Consider the following 22,702-nt stretch of genomic DNA (forward strand, 5'->3'; position numbering starts at 1 on the left):
ATGTTCTTTTCCATATTGAATTTGATAATTGTGTTTGCACTAATATTCGTAGGATTATGGTTTGCTAAGAAAAAATTAGGTTCAGGGAACTGGACGCAAATCAGTTCAAAAGGGTATGTTCGAGTAATAGATGAAGGTGTTCAAATGGGCTTGAATCAAAAAATTTCAGTATTAAAAGTTGGAGAGGAATTGGTTGTTCATAGTGTAGGTTCCGCTGGTGTTACTATGCTTAAGCTCGAACAAACTAATTTGAAGGATCCTAAGGAAGATTTTGATTCCTTACTTGCTGAAGAAAATAAAGAGTTAGTGCTAAAAGGGAAAATTAAAGAGTTAAAGGGAAAGTTTAATCGCAATGGGTAAAAAGATATTATTAATGATGCTCATTCCCTTTTTGGTGGCATTGCTAAGTCCTGAGCTTGCATCTGCAGCCCCTGATTCTGGTTCAATAAATATTAATTTAGGTGGAGAAGAAGCGAACATTACTTCGTCAGTTAAAATGTTTTTGCTAGTAGCGGTTCTTTCTTTGGCTCCTTACCTATTTTTGATGCTGACATGTTTTACCCATGTAGTTATCGTTCTTAGTATAGCTAGGCAGGGGTTAGGAACTATGAGTGCTCCACCTAACCAAGTATTAATAGGATTGGCTATATTTATTACGTTTTTCATCATGAATCCAGTAATAACTGAAATTCACAAAGAAGCGTGGGTCCCTTTGGATAAAGGGGATATTGAAATTGAGGAAGCTTACGATCGAGCTGAAAAGCCTTTAAAAGAATTTATGATAAAGAATACATATGAAGATCACATTCAACTGTTTTTAGAAAAACAGGATTTAGAAGTAAAGAAAGCAGAAGATGTTCCTATGAATATTATGATACCTGCAAGTATTTTATCTCAAATACAAAAAGGGTTAGTAATGGGTGTTATGGTGTATATTGCCTTGTCAGTCATAGATATGATTGTAGCCGCTATTTTAATGTTTATGGGTATGTTTATGTTGCCTCCGCAAATGCTTAGTTTACCTTTGAAGATTTTAATATTCATTTTTATAGGAGGATTTACTTTTATTATCGAGCTGTTGTTTCAAGCTATTAAAACATAGAGGAAGGGTTAGCGATGTTGTCGCTAACCCTTTTCCTATATAAAGAAAAGAAACAATTTTAATTAAGGAGAACTAGGGGATTTTGAAAATGTATTTTTTAGAGGTGATTTAGTGATGGGATATAAGAGTGGACCTATTATAGATGCTGTTTTTGTTCTGATATATCAAGCTTTTATGGTTGTTTTGCCATCATTATTAATATCATTAGCGGTAACTACGGTTGTAGCAATAATTATGGCTGCAATGCAGGTTCAAGAACAATCGCTATCATTCTTACCTAAATTGTTTGCTATTGCATTTGGTTTTTTTATTTTAGGTGACATGATGTTTAATAATTTGGTAACGACGATAAGGGATTTCATAGCAACTAGTTTGTCGATCATTTAAGTAAGTAGGTGTAATGTTTGGACCTAAACAATCAATTAATAGTTATTATTTTGGCTTTCTCAAGGATTGCTTCATTTGTGTTTTTTCTTCCTTTTCTAAAGTCGAAATCAGTGCCGAGCATATCTAAAATAACTGTTTCGTTGGCATTGTCGTTTTCGGTGATGGGGAGTTTTGAGAAAGTAAGTGTTACTACGATGTATGAATTGACTGGTTTAATATTCGTCCAAGTTTTGATAGGAGTCTCGTTGGCATTTCTGGTTCATATGATGATGTCTGGTGTGCAAATGGCAGGGGCGCTTTTGGACATGGATATGGGATTTGCGAATGCAAGGATATTTGACCCTGGTACAAATCAAGCTTCAACTCCTCTATCAAACATAATGTTCTACGTATTCATATTAATTTTTATTTCTTGTGGCGGGATTACTAATTTAGTTTCAGGAATAATTTATTCATTCAAGTTTGCGACTCCAGATTATTTTCTGGGGGACCCGAACGTGATGCAACTTTTCCTAGATGTCTTTACGTTTATGTTAGTTACGGCTGTTCAAATTGCAATACCTCTTATGGCTAGTAACTTTCTAGTGAATATCATCTTGTTAATTTTAGGGAAGATGGCTCCACAAATGAATATTTTCTTGAATATGTTTGCTATCAAAATAGCTTTTGGATTGTTTTTGCTAGTTGTAACACTTCCGTTTTTTGGCGACTTATTCGTACAACTAAATGAAGTTATTATGGAGAGATTAATAGATTCAATCCACACAATATTTAATTAAAAGATCGATCATCTATGAATAGAGGTGAGTGCCTTGGCTAAAGACGGTAAAACGGAAAAGGCGACACCTAAGAAACGGAAAAAACAACGGGAAGAAGGAAAAGTGGTAAAGAGTAAGGAGTTAGGGGTATTTTTTAACTTCTTTGGATTCTCTGTGTTATTTCTGTTTTTCGGTGAGTCTTTCGTAAAACAATTGATAAAAATTCAACGACAAGCATTTGATTATATGAAACAAGGTGTCGTTCTGGAAGATTTCTTAGTGTTAATGCTCCAAGAAGTCGGAAAAATGTTTTTGATTGTCGCTGCGGTAGGGCTTGTGTTTATGATTATTAATTATCTAATACAAGTCCAATTTTTATTTAGCATAAAAGCCGTTAGACCAGATTTTAAAAGAATAAATCCCGCTAACTATTTTAAGAATCTATTCTCAAGGAAGAAGTTCGTTGATGTAGTCAAATCCTTGCTAATAGTGAGTATACTTGGCTCAATTCTCTATTTCGTTTTCAAAGATGAATTGTCTTTAATATCAAGTTCTGTAAATTTACCCTGGAAACAGTCGCTTTTTTTAATGGTAGGTATATTTAAAAAAGTAATTATTATTTCATTGATCTGTTTAGGTGTAATTGGTTTTGCTGATTTGTTCTATCAAAGGTTTGAGCTAGAAGAGGACATGAAAATGTCAAAACATGAAGTGAAAGATGAATATAAGTCACAGGAAGGTGACCCTCAATTCAAAGGGAAACGAAAGAAAGCTGCGAATGAGATGCTTCAAACCAAGAAAGATATTATGAACAAGACTCCTGAAGCTACATTCATTGCGACAAATCCTACTCATTATTCTGTGGCGATAAGATACAAAAGAGGTGAGGGACCACCTAAAGTTATGACAAAAGGTGTAGATAACTATGCATTAATGATCAGGGAGGTTGCTAAAAACCACGATATTCCTTTATATGAAGACCCTCCATTAGCGAGAGAGCTTTATAGCAGGGTGCTGGAAAATGATGTGATTCCTGAAGATATGTATATGGTCATAATTGGGGTTCTTAGAAAGTTGAATGACGAAAAGAAAGTAACTATAGAATGATTGGAGGAACCTAAATGGATAAATATAAAAAGTTTACAACACCTGCAATTTCAATGGTCGCTTTAATGTCTTTAGTAGTTTTGATCGTTATACCACTACATCCTTTGGTCATTGACTTTGCTATTGTTACTTCGTTCGCAATGGCGCTCGTAGTATTTTTGCGGTCTTCGTTTGTGAAGGATTGGGATGATATCAAAACCTTCCCTACTATTCTTCTATTAACGGCGGTTTTTAGAATAGCATTAAACATAACTACCACGCGTGTAATCCTTACTACCGGAGAGCCTGGGAATGTAATTGAAGCCTCAGGTCAAATGATAGTTGGAGAAGACATTTGGGTTGGCTTTGTAATATTCATTATTTTAATTGTTGTCCAGTTTATCATAGCGAATGGTGCGTCTAGAATGTCCGAAGTATCCGCTCGTTTTAAATTAGATTCTTTACCAGGTAAACAACTTTCAATTGATACTGAATTTAATAATCAATCAATAACTCAAGAGGAAGCAACAGAGAAGAGAAAGAAACTGGATATGGAAGTTGACTATCATGGCAATATGGATGGTGCTGGAAAGTACATTAAAGGGGATGTATGGGCTGGTATCGTCATGATAGTCGTAAACATTGTTTTTGGATTTATTGTAGGTATGACGCAAGAGGGGTTAACTATGGCAGAGGCTGCTTATAAGTACACCCTTTTAACTGTAGGGGATGGGATTGTTAACCAACTATGCTCTTTGCTGATTACAGTTGGTGCAGGTCTTGTACTAACAAAGGTTAGTTCTGATAAGGATGAAGCGGAGAATTTGGTGAAAAGGATTTTTGGAGAACTAACTACTCAACCTATTGTATTAGGAGTAGTGGGATTAATGTTTTTGTTCCTTGGGTTCTTTACAGAAATGCCCTTTGTTCCGTTTATGATAGCTGCTATTATCCTTGGTACTATCAGCTATCTGAGATATAAGAACTTGAATCAGATTGCGAACGACAAGCGGAAAACAGAAGAGATGGAAGCAAAAGAAGAAAATCTAAAAAATGAAAGAAAAGTAGATATTCAAGTAGGTGTAGAACCTATTACTCTGGAAGTCGGATTTAATTTGATTCCAATAGTTGATCCTAAAAGACCTGGTGCAAATATTAAAGATAAAGCACTACAAGTTAGGAAAAACATAGCTAATGAACTGGGTATTCAAATTCCTAATATTAAGATAAGGGATAACTCCAAACTATTTCCGAATACGAAATATAACATTCTAATCAAAAATAGCGTTGTAGCCACGGGGAATTTAAAAAGTGGAAAGTTATTAGCGATTCGAACACCCTTTGCTATGACTGAGATTGAAGGTGAAGTGACGAAGGACCCTGTCTTTGGTTCGGAGGCGAAATGGATAGCTCCTGAGAATGCTCAAGAAGCTGAGAATTCTAGTTACGAGGTATTAGACCCTCTAACTATTTTAGTTACTCATTTAGAAGAGATGATTAGGATGCATTCTCATGAATTCTTACCGAGGCAAAAAGTAAGAGAATTAATTGATAAATTAGAGCAAGAGCATCCAATACTGCTAGAAGAAATGAAGAGCGAAGACGTTGATTTGTCGTTAATACAAAAGGTATGTAAAAACCTTATTACAGAAAGTATTTCTATACAAGATCTTCCTAGTATTATGGAAGCCGTACTTGATACATATAAAGCTTCTTCCACAGGCACACCAGATGAAATGGTTTTGAAGCATCCAGATAATATCACTATGCATGTAAGGCAAAGGATTAACCGCCAAATTTGCGAAATGAATAAAAACGATGATGGTAATTTATACTTCATTATCTTAGATAATATTATCGAAACTATTAAACCAGAACTAACACCTGAAGGTTATTTTGCTCCAATGAATATGAATCTGCAAGAGGAGTTCATTTCAAAACTAAAGGCTCAGATTGAAGACGCCAAGGTAGGAATTAGTGCAGATCCAATACTTTTGACATCCAATAATAACTTACGACCCGCTCTTATGAGAATGATTAGACAGTATGATATCCGCATTCCGGTAATGTCTATGGTAGAGCTCCATCCTAGTTTTGATGTTGAGCAAATAGGAATGATTCAAATTGACGAGAAGTCAGCTTAATTGAAGGAGAAGAAAGGGGGAAGGAGATGGTGCCAACGAGAGTGCCATTTCCAAAATGATGTCTAATAATAAGATAAAAGATTATACCGGTAAGACACATGAAGAGGCTATGGGAAGAATCCTTGAAGAGAATGGTAATAATTTTACCTTACTCGATAAAAAGAAGAAAACGAAATTCCCGTTCTTTTGGAACAAACAATTTGAGTATAAGATTCTAATCAGTGAAAAAGAGAGCGAAAGTCCTCAGTTACTTGGTCAAAGCCAGAGTATTGATGAACAAAAAAGAGCTGAACTTCTTGAGGTGATTAAAAGGAAGCAGAGTTCTAATTCGTCTACAGAAGGTACGAGTAATCTTAATGAATCAGAAAACATTAAAGATCTAACAAATATGATCAACACAATGATGGACAAAATGAACACAAATACTGAAAAACCTTATCTGGGCGAAGAAGAGGATAAAGAATTATTGAGTTTTTACAATTTCTTAATCGATGCTGAGATTGAAGAAAAAATAGCTAAAAGAATAATTGATGACTTGAAGAATGAACTAGATGGTGAACAATTGCAAAACACCGAAGTGATAAAGAAAAAAATCAAAGAGAGTATTTCAAGTAAGATCCGTGTTTCTGGAAAATTGGAAGAAAAACAGGTGCAAACAATTCAGTTTGTAGGTCCTACTGGGGTAGGGAAAACGACCACTTTAGCGAAGGTGGCGGCGTTTCTTCAGCAAGACGGAAAAAAAGTAGGGATGATTACAACGGATGATTTTCGGTTAGGAGCTATAAAGCAAATCCAAGATTATGCAAATATCTTGGGTACACATAAAGCGATGGTAGCGCGCAATGCGAAAGAGCTTAAAAACGCTATAGAATACTTCAAGTATAGACGAAAAATGGATTATATTTTGGTCGATACGTCAGGGAGAAACCCTATGGATAAAGGGTTAATCGATGAAGTTAAGGAATATATGGAAATTGTAAACCCAGATTATACCGCTCTGGTCCTGTCAGCAGTACAGAAATATAGTGACATGGTTAAGACTTTGAAAAATTATCAAGATATACCGTTAGATAGTCTAGTATTCACAAAGCTGGATGAAACAATGTCCTATGGGTTTATGTTGAATATTATGGACAAAACGGATTTAGACATCTCCTATGTTACTAATGGACAAGATGTTCCATTTGATATTGAGGTAGCTGAAGCTAATAAGATAACTGATAAAGTTTTAGATGGGGTGGATGAAGTTGGATCAAGCTGAAAAACTTCGCAAGATCATGAATGAATCAGCCTCAAACTTTCCAGGGGTCGTTTCAATAATAGGAACTTCAAACACAATGAATGTAGATGAATTTCTGCACTCATTGTGTTCGGTTTATTTTAATAGAACTAAAGAAGATACTTTGTTAGTTGGTGGGGAAAAAAGAGAGTTTAATGAAAGTCTTAGCTTTACTGATAAATCCACCTATGGGAAGTATATTAAAGATGAAGTAATAGATGCTCAGGGGAATGTTACCAATCTAAATGATTGGGAAACAACTAGAAAAGATAAAGTACAAATTGAATGTATGTCGAATGTTTTCAAAGAAGCGGAAGAACGTTATGAAAAGATTATTTTCTATACAGGTATGGGGCTAAATGAAGCTACAGTAAATTTATCATTCTTGAGTTCTAGGGTATTGTTAATCGTAAATTCATCTGAAACATCTATAGCTGAAGCTATTAGATACGTGAATTTAGTAGATAGATTAAATATGGATGTTGATATTGGAATTATCGTAGATGCATCAAGTGAGAAAGAATACAAACAAGTTAAAAATAAAATACAGGAATCGGTAAGTTCGGAGATCAATTACTACATAGAACTGGTAGGTTTTCTTGATTTTAAATTCGTTTCCCTGTTTCATGAAAATGACCTGTTCCAATCTTTTGATATAACGTTTTTACAACACAGAGAAAGAGTAAGATTTTCTGAAAGATTGTTAGAGCGTCTTTCACGATGAGGAGGGAGATATGTGTTGCTTTCTCAGTTATGGCAGGACTATGGGAAGAGTAAGTCAAAAGAAATTCGAAATAAAATTGTTACAGAGTATGTTGAGAATGCATTTGTAAACAGAGTGTTATCCAGAATGCTCATAACGATTCCTAAAGGTCTTGAAAGAGAAGATCTGGTGCAGTTCGGAGCGGATGGGCTCATAGATGCGGTAGAGAGATTTGAACCTGAGCAAGGGTATAAGTTTGAAACATATGCGTCTTGGAGGGTGCAGGGCGCAATCATAGATCAAATTAGAGTCTACGGTAAGAGTAATGGGAACTTATCCCGCTCTGGAATTGCCAAGGCTAAACGAATTGAAGAAGCCATGTACAAGTTAAGTCAGGAGCTAAAGAGGCAACCAACATCGGAAGAAATTGCAAATAGGATGGAATTGAGCATTGATGAATATTATAAACTATTAGGTGATATTAATACTGGAATTAAAGTTTCTCTGGACGATTTGGTTGGAGAAGATAACCTTCCCTTGATTCAGGTAATCGAGGATGAAAATAGTATTCTACCTAGTGATGAATTGTATGAAGAAGAAATGCATGGGAAACTCGCTAAAGCAATTGATGAGCTGCCTGAAAAAGAACAAAAGATAGTGATTTTATATTACTATGAGGATTTCAATTTAAAAGAGATTGGATATTATTTAAATTTAACAGAGGGAAGAATATCACAATTACATAAAGAAGCGATGTTAAGGCTGAAAATGAAATTATCTGGAGCGTGAAAATAAAACATGTCGATTACTCCTGGAATGTACATAACTACGATAATATTTTTCTTAAGTTTATTGTTTTTTGTAGTAGCAATAACTAAGAGGAACGTTATAAACAAAAGCAAAGAAGAGATGGGGATGGCAGGTTACGATGTTGTATCGGAAATATCTAGAGTCTGTGATGAATACATAAGTCAGATGGACAAAAAAAGTGAAGAATTAGATTTTAAAATACAGGAAATTGAATACTATTATAAAAAAGTTCGAGAAGATGAAGAAAAAGCAGAAGAGAAGTCCGATAATGCTAAAAGTTTACAGGTACTTCAGATGAAAAGAGAAGGGCACAGCGTAGGCGAAATATCAAAACACTTGGATTTAGACAAAGGGTACATAAGGTTTGTTATTAATTTATCTGATATGAAAAACAAATCAGCCTAAACATTAACGAAGCAAGCTACTGCTTCGTTTTTTTATTTTTAAGGTATTGATGTATTGGTGTTGAAAGGTTTTGATGGAGGGGATAGTATGAGTAATATTTATACAGGAACTATGGGAATGATCAGCTATATGAATAAGTTAAATACGATTAGTAATAATATTGCTAACAGTCAAACGAATGGATATAAATCTGATGAGCTAACTTTTAAAGTATTTGAAGAGAGTTTTAAAAGAGTCAAAGTAGAGGATGAAAACAAAAGAATTGGAACTTACAAAGACCAAGTGTATGTAGATAATTTAAAGACAAATTTTGATCCAGGGCAAATAAAACTAACTGATAGGAAGTTAGATTTCACTCTTGTAGATACTAATCCCCAAATGGAAACTTCCTTCTTTCGTGTTAAGCATAATGATCAGGAGTATTTAAGTCGGAATGGTCATTTCAAAGTGGATGCAGAAGGGTATCTATCAACTATGAACAAGGGCTTTGTTCTTGATACTGACGGAGATAAAATTAATATCCCTAAAGGTGTTGAGTTTTCTGTTGATGGGTTGGGGAATGTTGTGAATTCTAAAACTGGAGATAAAATAGCTGAGTTGCAAATCGATACCGTCGAACAGCAGCATTTAGGATATTTGGAAAAGAAGTTTGGTGGATTTTTTAAAGTCACTTCAATGGAAGATCTCGAAAAGAATTACGGAAGTGTTGAAAATATTATTGAACGATTTGATAGCAATATTACGATCAGGAACATATTTCAGGACGTAAATAAGTTGGAAGAAATCTTGCAAACGGGTAATGTTGATATCCTAAACGAATTTGATGGGGAATTAAAAAGTAACATGCTAGAGAAGTCAAATGTTGAAATAAGCGAGCAAATGACTGATATGGTCAGAGCTCAAAAAGGATTGCAAGCTAGTCAGAAGGTTGTTAGGGCGTTTGACAGTATTAATGAAAAGGCTGCAAATGAAATAGCTAGATAAACGCAAGGTTCTCCAATAGATAAAAGTTACACTATGTAGCTTTTATCTATTATTTATGTGTTAGCGATATATGTACTGGACAATATTGAGTTTGCAAAAATAAATTGATATAAAAAGTATTATAGATGACTGAGGGGGCTTTGTTTTGGGGAAGTATGGTGCTGAAAAAAATTATATAACTACTGTTTTACAATTGGAAGACAAAAAAGTGCCGCATGATCCTACAAGGGAAGAGATATTAGAGTTACTTAGCTATTTCCCAGAGCAAATAGCTTATTTAAATAATATTGGAATTGAATATAAAAAAGAGATCGACAAGATGAAACAACATATTAAAGCTAAGAGACAAATGATAGAGATTAATCAGAGCAAGTGGAGAAGAGACTATCTTAAAAGATATAAGGAACGTCTTGAGAAGTTTTTTGATGAAGAGTACAATCTTATGTTCCAAAAGTATATTGATTTAGGTATGTCAAAAGGTGAAGCCAAAGAGATGTGTAAGCAGCGCAGACCTGAGAAACCAACAAAAGGTGATTTAGATGACCATGCAATAATTAAAACGGAAGTAGAAGAGAGGGAAATACATGCTCTAGAAGAGATATTATTGGAGCATGTAGAATTTTATAACAAGCTGAAGAACAAGATTGACTTGAACGCAAATAATTACAAAACGGTTATATCAGCAAAAGGTATTATTCAATCAGATATCACAGCAAGAATGTATAACGGTTCATGACTGATAAGAGTTCCTAGGAGCTCTTTTTTATTTTGTTTAACAAAGGTTTTCTAAATAAGCAGTAGAAAAGGATTGTGTCGAATAAATTCGACATAAAATGACATTTTGTACAGGGAGGCTGGGTATGGTTAAAGAAGAGTTAGTAGCAAATGTTTCCGAAGTGACAAATAATAAACCCAAAGATGTGAAGAAGATTACGGAAGCTATATTTTCAGAGATAGAAAATGCGATAATTGACGGAGAAAAAGTTACGATCGCTAATTTTGGAACATTCCAATCAAAAGAAAAAGCAAGGAAGAAAGGGACTAATCCATCTACAGGTGAACCATTGTGGATTGAGGCGAAAACAGTTCCTTATTTCAAACCAGGAAAACGCTTTAAAGAATCTGTTATGAATGGCGTGAAATAGTGTATAGACAGCCTCTTTGGGGGTTGTCTTATTTTATTACATAAAAACATATTATTTGTTATAATTAACAAAAAATCAGGAGGCAATACAGTATGGGGAACTTTGTGCATTTGAATTTAAAATCTAATAAAAACATGGATAGTTTGGTGTCAGTAAAGGAAGCTGTAGGAAAAGCGGTTGAATACGGAATGGACTCCTTAGCATTGACTGATAACCACACAATGCATGAAGTGATCGATTTCATAGAAGAATGTCGAAAAAACAAAATCAAACCTATAGTAGGAAGTGAAATCTTAGTAATTGAGGAGAACAGCAAACAAAAATATCGTTTTATCTTTTTAGCAAAGAATTTAAAAGGGTATCAAAACCTAGTTAAATTAGTTTCATTAGCTCAATTAAAGGAGAAACCTTATATTTCGTGGGATGAATTAAAAAAATATAGCGGTAACATCATAGGGATCTTAAATCTATATGAGGGTCTATCTGTAGAATTAGAAAACGATGAAGATGATAAGGTAATGAAGGTAGAAAGAATGATGGAGCTATTTGAAAGTGAAAGCTTTTATATTGAAATGCAAAATCACGGAACTCCGATGCAGACTAGAGTGAATAATAACCTAATTCAACTAGCTGAGTCAATTAACGCTCCTATTGTTGCAACTAATGATGTAAACTATCTTGAAGCTAAATTAGCAGGTGTTAGAGAAGTACGGAAAGCGATAGAAGAAGGAAGAGTTCTAGAAAACATGATTGATTCAGATCAACGCTACTTCAAGTCTTCTGAAGAAATGACTTTAGCATTTGAGAAATACCCAAAAGCGATAGAAAATACAAACAAAATTGCAAATATGTGTAACCTTCACTTGAAAATGAAAGGTGATAAAGACTTTTTCATTAAGGATCTCCCTTTTCAAGTACCAAATAGTGAAAAAGTTATAGAGAATCTTGAAAAGTATTTTCAGCCTGTTAAAGGTTATGAATTACCTACTAATCAGGTTGAATTGAAGTCAATTTCCTACTTAGTAAGGCTATCCTATAAGGGTCTTGAGGATCAGTATGGATATGATGACAAAGTAGCTCTCAATAGGTTAAAGAGAGAATTGGGAGTTGTCCTTAGTAAAAAGCGTGTGAATTTATTCTTGGTAACACAGGATATCGTGAAGTATGCCGAAGAGAATAATATTCCTATTGGTAAAGGGAGAGGTTCTGTAGTTGGGAGTTTGTTAGCTAAAACCTTAGGTATAACTGATTTGTGCCCAATTAAGTATAACCTGCTGTTTGAAAGATTTATTAACCCTGAAACCGATGAGCATGTTGCGGACATCGATTTGGATGTTTCTCAGGAACACAGATATAGAATTATTAAATATATGGTTGATAAATATGGGAAGAATCATGTTGCTCAAATTGTGACATTCGGGAAGTTTGGTGTATCGAATTCTATAAAGAAGATTTGCGCAGCGATGGCAGTAGAGGAAGACCTAAAGGATAAAATCTTGTCTTGTATTCCTAACAAAGTGGAAGAGTTGAAGAGTTTCTTAGAAAGCTCTAACCCGCGAGCAAAAAAGCTAGTCGCATTAGGTAAAGAAAATACAACTGTTAAAAGGGTGTTGTTATTTGCTAATGTGATTCAGCACTTGCCTTCGAGCAAGGGGAGGTCTGCTGCAGGAGTTATCCTAAGCGATACACATATTGCGAACCACACTCCTGTTTCTTTCCACTTCAATAAGGCATTAGGTCATAAAGTTATGGTCACTCAATTTCCTAATAACAACGATCAACTTGAGAAGACAGGAAATATGAAGTTAGATATCTTAGGCTCAAAGGAAATGGATGTCCAACATAAGGTCAAGGAGTCGATCAAAAAGAATTATGGCTTAGATAAAGTTGAGCCTGACTATGAAGACAAAAAGACTTTAGAGTTATTCGCTAAGGGTGAAACAGAGTCTATATTCCAGTTAAGTTCAAGTGGAATGAGAGAAGCTCTTAGAAAGGTAAAGCCTTCATCGTTTAGCGATGTGATGGTAGTTAGTGCTATGTATCGTCCAGGACCGATGGAGATGATTGGTCAGTATGCAAAGAATAAGGCTGAAGGCAATACAACAGTATTCTATTCAGAAAATAAACCTATGAAAGAAGCAAAAGACATTGAGCACATTCTGAAAGATACATTTGGAATCATTGTCTATCAAGAACAGATCATGCAAATTGCTAGAGAATGGGCGGGTTACTCATATGGAGAAGCTGATCTATTAAGAAGAGCGGTATCAAAAAAGAAAAAAGACATTTTAGATGAACATGAGATGATATTTAGAGACAAAGCAGCCTTATTAAATCGTAATCCTAAAACAACTTCTTTGATTTTTAAGCTTATCGAAAGGTTTGCCAATTATGGATTTAATAAGAGTCATGCTGGAGCTTATGGGCAGGTGAGTTTTGAGCAAGGATGGTTTAAAGCTAATTATCCTGTCGAATATATGGCTGTCAAATTGTCATCTAAAATGGGAGACAGAATAAGCGCATCTACTAGTTTTAAAGAAGCTTTGAGAATGGGTGTAACTATGTTTAAACCGGATGTGAACAATTCAATGGAGGAATTTGTTCCTACAAAGAATGGGATACTATTCGGCTTACCTGTTATTAAGCATGTTGGTGCACATTGTGCAAAATCTATAGTCAATGAGAGAAAAAACAATGGGTTATTTACATCTTTTGATGATTTTGTAAACCGCTCCAATAATATGGAAGGGGTTACTAAAAAGATTACAGAGGTGCTCGTTAAGGCGGGGGCATTTGATGAATTCGCTACAAGGAAGCAACTTCTAGACAAGCTTAATGGCAAGGTGAAAGGTAAAGGTGGTAATAGTAAATACCTTGGTCACTTCACTCTTGAAGAAGTATTGGGTGGTGAGCAGGAAATAACGGAAGACATCTCTGACGAAGAAAAGATGTCTTATGAAATGGACCTCGTAGGTATGAGTTTTACTAATCCGTTAGCGGGGAAGAAACAACAAATTAAAAAGATGATTGACGCAAAAAATGGAAAAGGTGATTGGATAGCTGGGATCATCACAAAAGTAAAGAAGCAGAGAGATAAAAAGGAAAATGAGATGGCGTTCATTACGGTTGAAAATGGAGGGAAATCTATAAACCTTACAGTATTTTCATCGTTATGGACAAATGTTCAAGATTCATTAAAGAAAGGCAATGTATGTATTTTGGACATTAAAAAAGAAGGTTCTGATCGTGGAATTCTTCAAGGTGTGCAAAAAGTATAAGAAAGTAAAACTAATAAGTCTGGGGTCCCCCTCGGACTTTTTTTGTTGTATAAAAGGTATTTTGTCAAAAACAAAACAAGTAATAAAAGGACTAGAATGTTATAGAAGGAATGTGAAGGAAATGGATCTTAATACTAAAGGGACAGTCGAGAAGGTTAAGCCATTGTTTAAGAAACTATTTAGACCAACTACTTTTTTCATTATTATTATACTTTTCTTGTTGTTAAGTATTCTGACGGTAAGTTTGAGCTACGTACAGGTCAAGTATGAGATTGCCAAAATAACAGAAGATAATTTGCAGCTAGAGAATCAAAATAAAGTATTAACAGAAAAATTGGAGAAGAAGACAACTGATCAGCACGTAGAGGAAATAGCTAGGGAAAGACTTGGGATGATAAGGAGCGGGGAAAGACCGGTTAAAATCATCGAATCAAATATAGAAACAGAAGAAACAGTAAGATTAGGTTCTAAAGATAAAGTTGTGGAATATATGAAGGATTGGTATGACTACATAGGTGATTTGATATCAGAGGCAAAAGAAACGTAATTTAAAGGGGGTAAGTAATTTGGCTCAAGAATTGGGTATAGAAAGGAAAATAGACGAACTAGGTCGTGTTGTAATCCCTAAACAGGTACGGAAACAATTAGGGCTCGTAACAGATGATAAGTTGAACGTATTAGTTGAAGGGAAACGAATTATTATATCTAAAAAAGGTAAAATGTGTGTGTTCTGTAATGAAGAAAAAGAAGTAAGTGCTTTTAAGAAACAATACATATGTTCCGAATGCAAAGTCGAGATGGAGACTTTAGCCAGAGGCGATCTTTAATAATAGAGTCGATTATTTCGGCTCTTTTTACTTACCTCATCTCCTTGACAATACAATATTCAAATTTATTATATTTCAACATTGAGGAGGTTGGAATATGGCAGAAATGATACATATAAATGAGCTTAAATATGGAATGAGGCTTTCGCAAAATATATATCGCCATGATAGTTTATTAGCTTTGCCTAAGGGTTCGATGATACGAAACTTAGAGTTATCGACCATTAGGTTTTACAATTATGAGTATGTGTTGGTTGAAAAGAATCCCAAGAAAAAAGAACCTGATTTTGATGAGACATTAGAAATTATAGAAACTGCCTATACAAATAATAGTTTGTGGGATGAGGTTTATGGCGGAAAGTTATTTAAGAAAATGAAAAAAGCATTAAAAAACAAGCGGGTCAAAAACTACCTTAATGATCTTAGAAAAATTGATTCTTATTCATTTGCCCATTGTATCAATATTAGTATCGTTGTGGTCGCTATATTGAATCCTGAACAAAAAATAGATAAAGATGTTACGAGGATTGCGTATCTAACTCTATTACATGATATCGGTAGGATAAAGGTGGGGAAGTTGTTTAATAAAGAAGGTAAATTAGACGACAAAGAATTTAAAGAGTTGCAAAACCATCCCATTTATTCATATAAAATGCTTAAGAGGGCGAGATTTTCTGATTTAGAATTAAAATTTTCTGTGCAAACTCATGAGAGGTTTGATGGTGCGGGATATCCATATAAATTAAAAGGTGATGAAATTACTGACTTAGCTCAAATCGTTTTTATTGCCGATGTATATAATGGTTTGTCCAGTTATCGTCCTCATAGACAAGCATACAGTCCTTATGAAGTGCTAGACATTGTAGAGCAAGAATCCAATAAGATGTTCGGTGAAAAATTCGTAGAAATATTTCTTAATAGATTTACTCCTTATAGGGTAGGAGCGATGGTTGAACTGGATAATGGATCAACAGCTATTGTGAAGAAGATGTCAAAAGGCAAGAAGTCATTACCAGTGGTTGATATTATTTCGGAAACGACAGGTAAAAAACAAATAACTGTAGATCTGTCTAGAAGAAGTGATCTCCGTATTAGGAAAATCATTAAATCGTATTAAAAACACAACAAATATGTTGTGTTTTTTATTTGAAGTGAATATTATTGTGTAATAATATCATAAAACATATATTTTAATATAAATAATAAGGGGTGTGATAGTGTTGAAGACATTGATTATTGCAGAGAAGCCAGGAGTGGCTAAGAATGATTTAAAACCTGCATTATCTAAGTATGGAGAATTTGTGAGAGACGACCACTGCTTTGTAAGCGATAAATATATCATTACTTGGGCTTTGGGTCATGTAATTGCTTTGAAGGAACCGAAAGATTATGGGTATTTAAAATGGAGCTTGGATACTTTACCAGTAAAACCTCCCAATGGAGAGTTTCAATATAAAATGAATCAATATGCAAAAGAGTATTTCAATGGAATTAAAAATGTAATTAAAAAGTATGGGAAAGAGATAGATTTAGTTGTAAATGCGTGTGATGCCGAACGTGAAGGTGAATTAATATTTTGGGAAATATATAACTATTTCAAATTGACTCAACCGGTTAAGCGTTTTTGGGAGTCTTCTTCAATGACGGAGAAAAATATCCAAAATCGATTTGAAAATGATTTGAAAGGTGATGACTTTACTTTTCCAAGAAGAGATGCTGCTTACGCACGTTCTTTTGCTGATTGGTTGTTAGGTATGAACTTTACTATAGGTTATAGTGTAATGGCTAATATGGGTAGGGCGTTGCATGTGGGAAGGGTATCTACTCCTACAATAGCTATCATTGTTAATAGGGAAAATGAGATAAACAATTTCCAAGTTAAGAAGTACCATGAAGTTGAGGCGGATTTCGGAAAGTATACTGGGACGTGGTTTAAAGAAAAATTAAGTAATACCAGGATTGATCTCAAAGAGGATGCAGATAAGATAATTAATAAAATCAAAGGTGAAGAATCTAAGGTTGTAAAAAAAGAGGTTAAGGAAAAACCAGAAAAACATCCATTTCTGTATAACATGACGGCTCTCCAAGGAGATGCTAGTGATAAGTTTGGTTTTACTCCTGATAAGACGCTGGATGTCGCTCAGTCTTTGTATGAGAAGCATAAAGTTTTAAGTTACCCTCGTACTAGCTCAAGGGTTATAGGGACGGAACATGTTGCCCAATTAGAACCTACCATAAAGGCAATCGGGGTAGACCCATACAAACAATTTGTAAGTAACATAATAAGTGGTGGTATAAAAACCACTAAGCGTTTTGTTGATGATTCTAAACTTAGTGATCACCATGCATTAATTCCAACTGATGTTAAACCTGAACTGAGTAAATTCTCAAGTGATGAGAAAAAGATTTATGACCTTGTAGTTAAAAGGTTTCTATCATGTTTTTATTCTGATGCAATGTATGAAAAAACAGAAATAGTGACTGAGGTATTGGGTGAGACCTTTAAAACTTCAGGGAGAATAATGGTCGATCCTGGCTGGAAAATAGTCTATGGGAAAGATAACGATGGTAATGAAGATAAAGACAAAGCCAAAGATAAAACTCTTCCACCTATAGAGGATTCTGAGACGAATGAAGTGGAAGGTGCTAAGTTAAACTCAAAAGAAACGAAGCCGCCAAAACGTTTTACTTACAAGGAATTACTTGAAGTAATGGAAGATCCTAAAAAGTTAATAGAAGATAAAGAAATGCAACAAGTATTAGTGAAAGCTGAAGCGGGATTAGGTACAGATGCTACTAGAGCAAATCATTTAAAAGAGATAATTAAGAAGGGTTATCTTAGTACAGAAAAGAAGGGGAAGAAGGAATATTTTATACCTACTGAGTTAGGTACTAAACTTATAGCGGTTGTACCAGAGAGTTTGACTTCTCCTCAAATTACGGCTGAGTGGGAACGTAAGATGCAATACATAGTTGAATCTAAAGAAGATTTAAAACGATTTATGGAGGAGATTGGGGAGTTTATTAAAACCGAATTAGAAAACCTTAAGAAAAAGGGTATGACAACGGACTTTAGTAACGCACTCGATAAGAAATTAGGTGTATCTTGTCCAGACTGTGGAACAGAAGTTGTTGAAAAGAAGTTTGGTAAATATGAAATCTATGTGTGTAACAATCACAAGAAAGAAAGCCCTTGTTTTAATGTATGGAAAAACAAAAATGGGAAAAAGCTAACCGACTCTCAAGTAAAACAACTAGCTACAAAAGGTGAAACAGGCTTGATAAAAGGCTTCTCAAAAAGAGGAGACAAAACCAGTAAATATGATGCTAAGCTTTATTGGAACGGTAAAGAAAAAAGAGTCGAGTTTAAATTTTCTAACCAAATGGAAGAAAAGATAGAATGCCCTTTCTGTGGAGATGGGCAAATTAGACCTAATGCTAAAGCGTATGGATGTTCAAATTGGAAAACAAAGAATTGTGGGTTTACAGTATGGAAAAACGGATCAGCGATTAACGAGAAGGTAATAAAAGAACTCATAAAAAATAAAAAGACCAGTGTCCTTACCTTAAAAAAGAAAGGTGCAAATGATACATACAAGGCAAAATATGTATTGGATTTGGACAATAAAAAAATCAAGTTGGATTTTAGTAAATAGAAATTAGAGGCGACTCTCCAAGTCGTCTCTTTTTTTGTTCTCTGTTTATTGGTTATTGGCTATTTGGTCTGAGTGGTTACTAAAAAAATTCACTTACAAATTGAAACTACTCAATAAAAGGTGTAAAAATTTAACGTTATTGATTTGAAAGGAGGTAGAATCGGTGAACCGATTCATCTAAATGCAGATTATTAATTTGGTAGACACATTATTTATTACTTTAATAGGCTTGTTTGTTTTCAAAATGATAAGAAAAACAGAGGCTTTTAAAATGATCGTCGGCATACTTTTTGTTTTCTTATTATCTTTTATTGCTCATGAAGCAAATTTAGATAAAACTGCAGAGTTATTAAAGTCTTCTACGCAAATGTTGACTTTAGGGATTATGGTTGTCTTCCACCAAGAGATTAGAATGGCTTTGAAGAAAATAGGCGGAATTACAACGATAAAAAAACATGATAGAGAGTCTATTACGAACATTGAAAAAGCGGTTTTTGAAATGTCCAAAAAGAAAATAGGTGCGCTAATAGTCTTTGACACCAATAAAGAGATTTCTTTAAAGGCTGAAAATATGACAGAAGTAGATGCAAAATGTTCTAAAACTTTATTAGAAACGATCTTTTATCCCAATGCGCCACTGCACGATGGAGCTGTATTAATTACTGGTGATCGCATTACTTATGCAGGATGTAAACTCCCTTTGACCGCTCGTAAAAGAGAAAATCTCGGAAGGTTAGGCACACGTCATTTAGTTGCCATGGAGACTGCAGATAATTTCGACGTAACTGTAGTAGTTGTATCTGAAGAAACTGGAGACATCAGGATAGTCACTAATAAAGGTGTATTAAATGTAAAAAGCCCTTTAAGATTCAGGAAATTTTTTAGAGAAGTTGAAGAAAAAAAGCTTTTAGATAAATTACATAAAAAAATATAAAAAAATAAAAGGGATATTAATTAACTCCCTGAATAAAAGGTTGTTGCCGAGTCAGTTGATTAAGAAACATTTATATACATATATTTTGGGAGGTACTAACACATGGAAATGAACGAAATGGAAAACTTGAATGGTGAAAATGCAAAAATTAAAGTAGTAGGTCTTGGTGGTGGCGGTGGAAACGCAATTACGACAATGCTTGAACATGGTTCTGCAAATGTAGAATACGTGGTAATCAACACGGATGCTCAAGTTTTGACTTCATCTCGTGCTGATAAGGTTGTCCAGATTGGCGAAAAAGTAACCCGCGGACTTGGTGCAGGTGCTAATCCTGAAGTTGGTAAAAAAGCTGCTGAAGAAAGTAGAGAGCAGATTTCTGATGCACTAAAAGGTGCAGATATGATCTTCCTTGCTGGCGGAATGGGCGGAGGTTCAGGTACTGGTTCTGCTCCAATTGTTGCTGAGATCGCTAAGGAACTTGGAATTCTTACTGTCGCTGTAGTGACTATGCCATTTAAATTTGAAGGTAGAAAAAGACAAAAACAAGCTGTAGCTGGTAGAGCTGCACTAAAAGAACATGTTGATACCCTTATTACTATCCCGAATGATAAATTGTGGGAAGAGATTCAAAAGAATAATAAAGATGTTTCTATGCCTGAAGCGTTCAAGGAAGTAGACAACGTACTCAGACAAGCTGTTGAGGGTATTTGTGATCTTATTCTTGAAAAAGGGCAAATCAACCTAGACTTTGCGGATGTTAAAACAGTTATGGAAGTTGGCGGAAGCTCACTGATGGGTGTAGGTTATGGTACTGGAGATAAAGCCGCTCTTGATGCTGCGGAAGAAGCTATGTACAACCCACTGCTTACACATAACATTGATGATGCAAAAGGTGTAATCATGAACTTTACTGGTAGCGAAAAACTTTCTTTCAATGCAATTGTAGAAGCTGCTGAAATGATTGAAGAGAGAGCTGATGAAAATGCGGAAATCATTTTTGGATCAGTTATTAGAAAAGAAGGCTGGGATGATGATAAAGTCCAGGTAACGATTGTTGCTACAGGTTTTGAAGATAACATTGGGGAAGTAGAAGGTCGCAAAAAAACAAGAGAAAAAAGCAACATTAACGTATTAAAGGCTGATGAAAATAAAAGGGTAGCTCCTGTTGAAGTGAAGCAAGAGAAGCAAGAAGACGACATCTCTATTCCAGATATCTTTGCTAAGTATGGACTAAAATCATATAAAAACAACGGATAAAGAGGGGTTAATATATGATAACTGATACGAAGAAGATTAGTGATCGGATTTTATCTCACGAATTTAAATCCTTGAAGTTTGGTTCGTTCGTTAACGGTGGTAAAGATGTCTATGATGCCTTTGCTGTTAATAAATTTCTAAATGAAATGGGATATAGTGTTCAAGATTTAGAAGATGATCTAGAAACAACTGCTGAGAAGTTGAAAACTGCTTCCGCTCATCGACCATTAAACATCACTATGGAAGATGATGAAGAAACAGATACGGATAACCTTAGTGATATGAAAGACCAACTCAAACGACAAAAAGCTCAATACGATAGAAAAGAGAAGACTCTATGGATGTTAATGGAGGATGCTCAACAAAAAGCAGACTATATTATTCAAGAAGCAGAGCAGGAAGCTAAAGAAGCTCTAGATAAAGCTAAGAGACAAGTGGTTGAAATGCTTGAAGAGGCGTCCAATAAAAAGGATGGCATGTTGGCGGAAGCTGAGAATGAGAAGCAAACTGCTCAAGAACAAACTCAACAACTGTTTGAAGCTAGAAAAGAAGTCGAGGGAGACATCGAAAACTACGCATATACATTGAGAGAAATATCTGATTCTATGTTGGAGCGTATGGTCAGGAAAACTTCAAACCAGTAATTATAGGAAAAGGGGGCGGAATGCCTCCTTTTGTTTTTTTTAGAAAGGAATCTTGAAAGAATCTAAAAATCACTATTTATAATTGGTTGGGAGAGGGTGTAGTATATTGCAAAAGTTTAGAGTGGATTTCTTTTTCGCTACAATATTATTATTGCTAGTCGGAATTGGGACGCTCATGGTTTTCAGCGCTAGTTCGATATTGGCTATAGAAGTATATGATAATATCTATCACTTTTTTCAACGACATTTGATCAATGTGATGCTTGGAATTATTGCCATGATTGTAGTGGCAAAGGTCCCATATCAAAAATTAAGAGGTATGATTCCCTGGATAAATGCAGTAACTATATTTTTGTTGATTTTGGTACTAATTCCATACTTTAATGTATCAGTTAATGGTGCAGCTAGGTGGTTAGAAGTAGGAGGTCTTCGATTTCAGCCTTCTGAGATAGCAAAAATAACTGTAATAGTAACTCTTGCTCACATGATTGATGTGAGAAGACGTAGGGGTGACTTGAATACTAAAGAGGGGCTACTGCCTATAATCGGTTATATTGGAATTTATGCAGGTTTAGTTGTGCTTGAAAAACATCTAAGCGCAATAGGGGTTCTATTGATAATTGCTATGGTCATGTTGCTAATAGGTGGGCTATCAAAGAAGATTTTTGGCTTCTTAATGGTAGGTGTATTAGGTGTAGGTGTCATAGGAGTATTAGCAGAACCTTTCAGAATGAAAAGGATATTTGGCTTTCTAAATCCGGAAGAAAATGAGTTGGGTTCTGGGTATCATATTCTCCAAAGTAAACTTGCTCTCGGTTCTGGCGAATGGATAGGGTTAGGTCTGGGAATGAGCCGACAAAAGGTGGGACCATGGCTTCCAGAGAACCACACGGATATGATTGTTTCCATTATTGGAGAGGAATTAGGTTTTTTAGGAACGTCTATAGTAATTTTATTATTTTTATTACTTATGATAAGAGGGATTAGTATTGCATTTAGTGCTCCAGATGAGTTTGGGAAATTAGTTTCTACTGGAGTCATAGTGCTAATAGTAATTCAGGCTATGATCAACATGGCGGTTGCTACAGGACTAGCGCCTGTTACAGGGATGACACTTCCTTTCATTAGTTACGGTGGTTCATCTACAATAATTCTCTTGATGAGTATGGGTCTAATATTCAATGTTACGAGTCAAATCAATAATCCCAAATAAAATAGAGATAGCCCGAATGTTATATTTGGGCTATCTCTATTTTTATATATTGTAAAATACTGCATTTTTAAAGTTAGTTAATATTCATCA

At 34.9% G+C, this 22,702-nt stretch carries 22 protein-coding genes; all 22 read left to right on the plus strand.

Annotation, left to right across the window (positions count from 1 at the left end; genetic code table 11):
* The 22 genes from ACXAEY_RS21440 to ftsW all read left to right on the plus strand — a co-directional run bounded on the left by ACXAEY_RS21440 (position 1) and on the right by ftsW (position 22,612).
* On the plus strand, positions 1–360 hold the full coding sequence (locus ACXAEY_RS21440; RefSeq protein WP_474814973.1) for a flagellar biosynthetic protein FliO: 360 nt from the start codon (positions 1–3) through the stop codon (positions 358–360).
* A complete protein-coding gene (locus ACXAEY_RS21445) occupies positions 353–1,102 on the plus strand; it encodes a flagellar type III secretion system pore protein FliP (protein WP_474814975.1) in 750 nt (249 codons plus the stop codon). The genes ACXAEY_RS21440 and ACXAEY_RS21445 overlap by 8 nt, the downstream gene beginning before the upstream one ends.
* A 114-nt stretch (positions 1,103–1,216) precedes the next feature.
* Entirely contained in the window at positions 1,217–1,489 is a 273-nt protein-coding gene (locus tag ACXAEY_RS21450; protein ID WP_474814976.1) for a flagellar biosynthetic protein FliQ, read from the plus strand.
* A gap of 17 nt (positions 1,490–1,506) precedes the next feature.
* Positions 1,507–2,268, plus strand: a complete 762-nt coding sequence (locus tag ACXAEY_RS21455) for a flagellar biosynthetic protein FliR (protein WP_474814977.1) — start codon at positions 1,507–1,509, stop codon at positions 2,266–2,268.
* A gap of 33 nt (positions 2,269–2,301) precedes the next feature.
* The gene (locus ACXAEY_RS21460) at positions 2,302–3,354 is read left to right on the plus strand and encodes an EscU/YscU/HrcU family type III secretion system export apparatus switch protein (RefSeq protein ID WP_474814979.1); all 1,053 of its coding nucleotides are present in this window, start codon (positions 2,302–2,304) and stop codon (positions 3,352–3,354) included.
* A 14-nt stretch (positions 3,355–3,368) separates the two neighbouring features.
* Positions 3,369–5,477, plus strand: coding sequence for an FHIPEP family type III secretion protein (locus tag ACXAEY_RS21465; protein WP_474814981.1), 2,109 nt, complete (start codon positions 3,369–3,371; stop codon positions 5,475–5,477).
* A 55-nt stretch (positions 5,478–5,532) separates the two neighbouring features.
* Positions 5,533–6,738: a flagellar biosynthesis protein FlhF gene (locus tag ACXAEY_RS21470; protein ID WP_474814982.1), complete on the plus strand. Its 1,206-nt coding sequence runs from the start codon at positions 5,533–5,535 to the stop codon at positions 6,736–6,738.
* Positions 6,725–7,480, plus strand: a complete 756-nt coding sequence (locus ACXAEY_RS21475; protein ID WP_474814984.1) for a MinD/ParA family ATP-binding protein — start codon at positions 6,725–6,727, stop codon at positions 7,478–7,480. Before ACXAEY_RS21470 ends, ACXAEY_RS21475 begins: the two co-directional genes overlap by 14 nt.
* 12 nt (positions 7,481–7,492) lie before the next feature.
* A complete protein-coding gene (locus ACXAEY_RS21480; protein ID WP_474814986.1) occupies positions 7,493–8,248 on the plus strand; it encodes a sigma-70 family RNA polymerase sigma factor in 756 nt (251 codons plus the stop codon).
* 9 nt (positions 8,249–8,257) lie between these two features.
* Complete coding sequence (locus ACXAEY_RS21485; RefSeq protein WP_474814988.1) at positions 8,258–8,674, plus strand: DUF6115 domain-containing protein; 417 nt, start codon at positions 8,258–8,260, stop codon at positions 8,672–8,674.
* Between the two features lie 87 nt (positions 8,675–8,761).
* Positions 8,762–9,658, plus strand: a complete 897-nt coding sequence (locus tag ACXAEY_RS21490) for a flagellar hook-basal body protein (protein WP_474814990.1) — start codon at positions 8,762–8,764, stop codon at positions 9,656–9,658.
* Between the two features lie 145 nt (positions 9,659–9,803).
* The gene (locus ACXAEY_RS21495) at positions 9,804–10,394 is read left to right on the plus strand and encodes a hypothetical protein (protein WP_474814992.1); all 591 of its coding nucleotides are present in this window, start codon (positions 9,804–9,806) and stop codon (positions 10,392–10,394) included.
* 124 nt (positions 10,395–10,518) lie between these two features.
* On the plus strand, positions 10,519–10,803 hold the full coding sequence (locus ACXAEY_RS21500; protein ID WP_474814994.1) for an HU family DNA-binding protein: 285 nt from the start codon (positions 10,519–10,521) through the stop codon (positions 10,801–10,803).
* A gap of 92 nt (positions 10,804–10,895) precedes the next feature.
* Positions 10,896–14,081, plus strand: coding sequence for a DNA polymerase III subunit alpha (gene dnaE, locus ACXAEY_RS21505; protein WP_474814995.1), 3,186 nt, complete (start codon positions 10,896–10,898; stop codon positions 14,079–14,081).
* A 121-nt stretch (positions 14,082–14,202) separates the two neighbouring features.
* Complete coding sequence (locus ACXAEY_RS21510; protein WP_474814997.1) at positions 14,203–14,628, plus strand: FtsB family cell division protein; 426 nt, start codon at positions 14,203–14,205, stop codon at positions 14,626–14,628.
* Between the two features lie 19 nt (positions 14,629–14,647).
* Positions 14,648–14,908, plus strand: a complete 261-nt coding sequence (locus ACXAEY_RS21515; RefSeq protein WP_474814999.1) for an AbrB/MazE/SpoVT family DNA-binding domain-containing protein — start codon at positions 14,648–14,650, stop codon at positions 14,906–14,908.
* A gap of 97 nt (positions 14,909–15,005) precedes the next feature.
* Positions 15,006–16,025, plus strand: a complete 1,020-nt coding sequence (locus tag ACXAEY_RS21520; protein WP_474815002.1) for an HD-GYP domain-containing protein — start codon at positions 15,006–15,008, stop codon at positions 16,023–16,025.
* A 103-nt stretch (positions 16,026–16,128) separates the two neighbouring features.
* On the plus strand, positions 16,129–18,564 hold the full coding sequence (locus tag ACXAEY_RS21525) for a type IA DNA topoisomerase (protein WP_474815004.1): 2,436 nt from the start codon (positions 16,129–16,131) through the stop codon (positions 18,562–18,564).
* Positions 18,565–18,835: 271 nt separating this feature from the next.
* Positions 18,836–19,498, plus strand: coding sequence for a diadenylate cyclase (locus ACXAEY_RS21530; RefSeq protein ID WP_474815006.1), 663 nt, complete (start codon positions 18,836–18,838; stop codon positions 19,496–19,498).
* Positions 19,499–19,606: 108 nt separating this feature from the next.
* The gene (gene ftsZ, locus ACXAEY_RS21535; RefSeq protein WP_474816509.1) at positions 19,607–20,755 is read left to right on the plus strand and encodes a cell division protein FtsZ; all 1,149 of its coding nucleotides are present in this window, start codon (positions 19,607–19,609) and stop codon (positions 20,753–20,755) included.
* 14 nt (positions 20,756–20,769) lie between these two features.
* Positions 20,770–21,399, plus strand: coding sequence for a hypothetical protein (locus ACXAEY_RS21540; protein ID WP_474815008.1), 630 nt, complete (start codon positions 20,770–20,772; stop codon positions 21,397–21,399).
* A gap of 106 nt (positions 21,400–21,505) precedes the next feature.
* A complete protein-coding gene (gene ftsW, locus ACXAEY_RS21545; protein WP_474815010.1) occupies positions 21,506–22,612 on the plus strand; it encodes a putative lipid II flippase FtsW in 1,107 nt (368 codons plus the stop codon).
* The last annotated feature ends 90 nt before the right edge of the window (positions 22,613–22,702 follow it).

The organism is Anaerobacillus sp. ABA4_114, assembly GCF_056159065.1.

Coding starts and splice junctions, on each gene's coding strand:
- ACXAEY_RS21470 (WP_474814982.1), top strand. CDS start 5,533: ATGATGTCTAATAATAAGATAAAAGATTATACCGGTAAGACACATGAA.
- ACXAEY_RS21520 (WP_474815002.1), top strand. CDS start 15,006: ATGGCAGAAATGATACATATAAATGAGCTTAAATATGGAATGAGGCTT.
- ACXAEY_RS21440 (WP_474814973.1), top strand. CDS start 1: ATGTTCTTTTCCATATTGAATTTGATAATTGTGTTTGCACTAATATTC.
- ACXAEY_RS21530 (WP_474815006.1), top strand. CDS start 18,836: ATGATCGTCGGCATACTTTTTGTTTTCTTATTATCTTTTATTGCTCAT.
- ACXAEY_RS21445 (WP_474814975.1), top strand. CDS start 353: ATGGGTAAAAAGATATTATTAATGATGCTCATTCCCTTTTTGGTGGCA.
- ACXAEY_RS21500 (WP_474814994.1), top strand. CDS start 10,519: ATGGTTAAAGAAGAGTTAGTAGCAAATGTTTCCGAAGTGACAAATAAT.
- ACXAEY_RS21490 (WP_474814990.1), top strand. CDS start 8,762: ATGAGTAATATTTATACAGGAACTATGGGAATGATCAGCTATATGAAT.
- ACXAEY_RS21465 (WP_474814981.1), top strand. CDS start 3,369: ATGGATAAATATAAAAAGTTTACAACACCTGCAATTTCAATGGTCGCT.
- ACXAEY_RS21510 (WP_474814997.1), top strand. CDS start 14,203: ATGGATCTTAATACTAAAGGGACAGTCGAGAAGGTTAAGCCATTGTTT.
- dnaE (WP_474814995.1), top strand. CDS start 10,896: ATGGGGAACTTTGTGCATTTGAATTTAAAATCTAATAAAAACATGGAT.
- ftsZ (WP_474816509.1), top strand. CDS start 19,607: ATGAACGAAATGGAAAACTTGAATGGTGAAAATGCAAAAATTAAAGTA.
- ACXAEY_RS21540 (WP_474815008.1), top strand. CDS start 20,770: ATGATAACTGATACGAAGAAGATTAGTGATCGGATTTTATCTCACGAA.
- ACXAEY_RS21485 (WP_474814988.1), top strand. CDS start 8,258: ATGTCGATTACTCCTGGAATGTACATAACTACGATAATATTTTTCTTA.
- ACXAEY_RS21450 (WP_474814976.1), top strand. CDS start 1,217: ATGGGATATAAGAGTGGACCTATTATAGATGCTGTTTTTGTTCTGATA.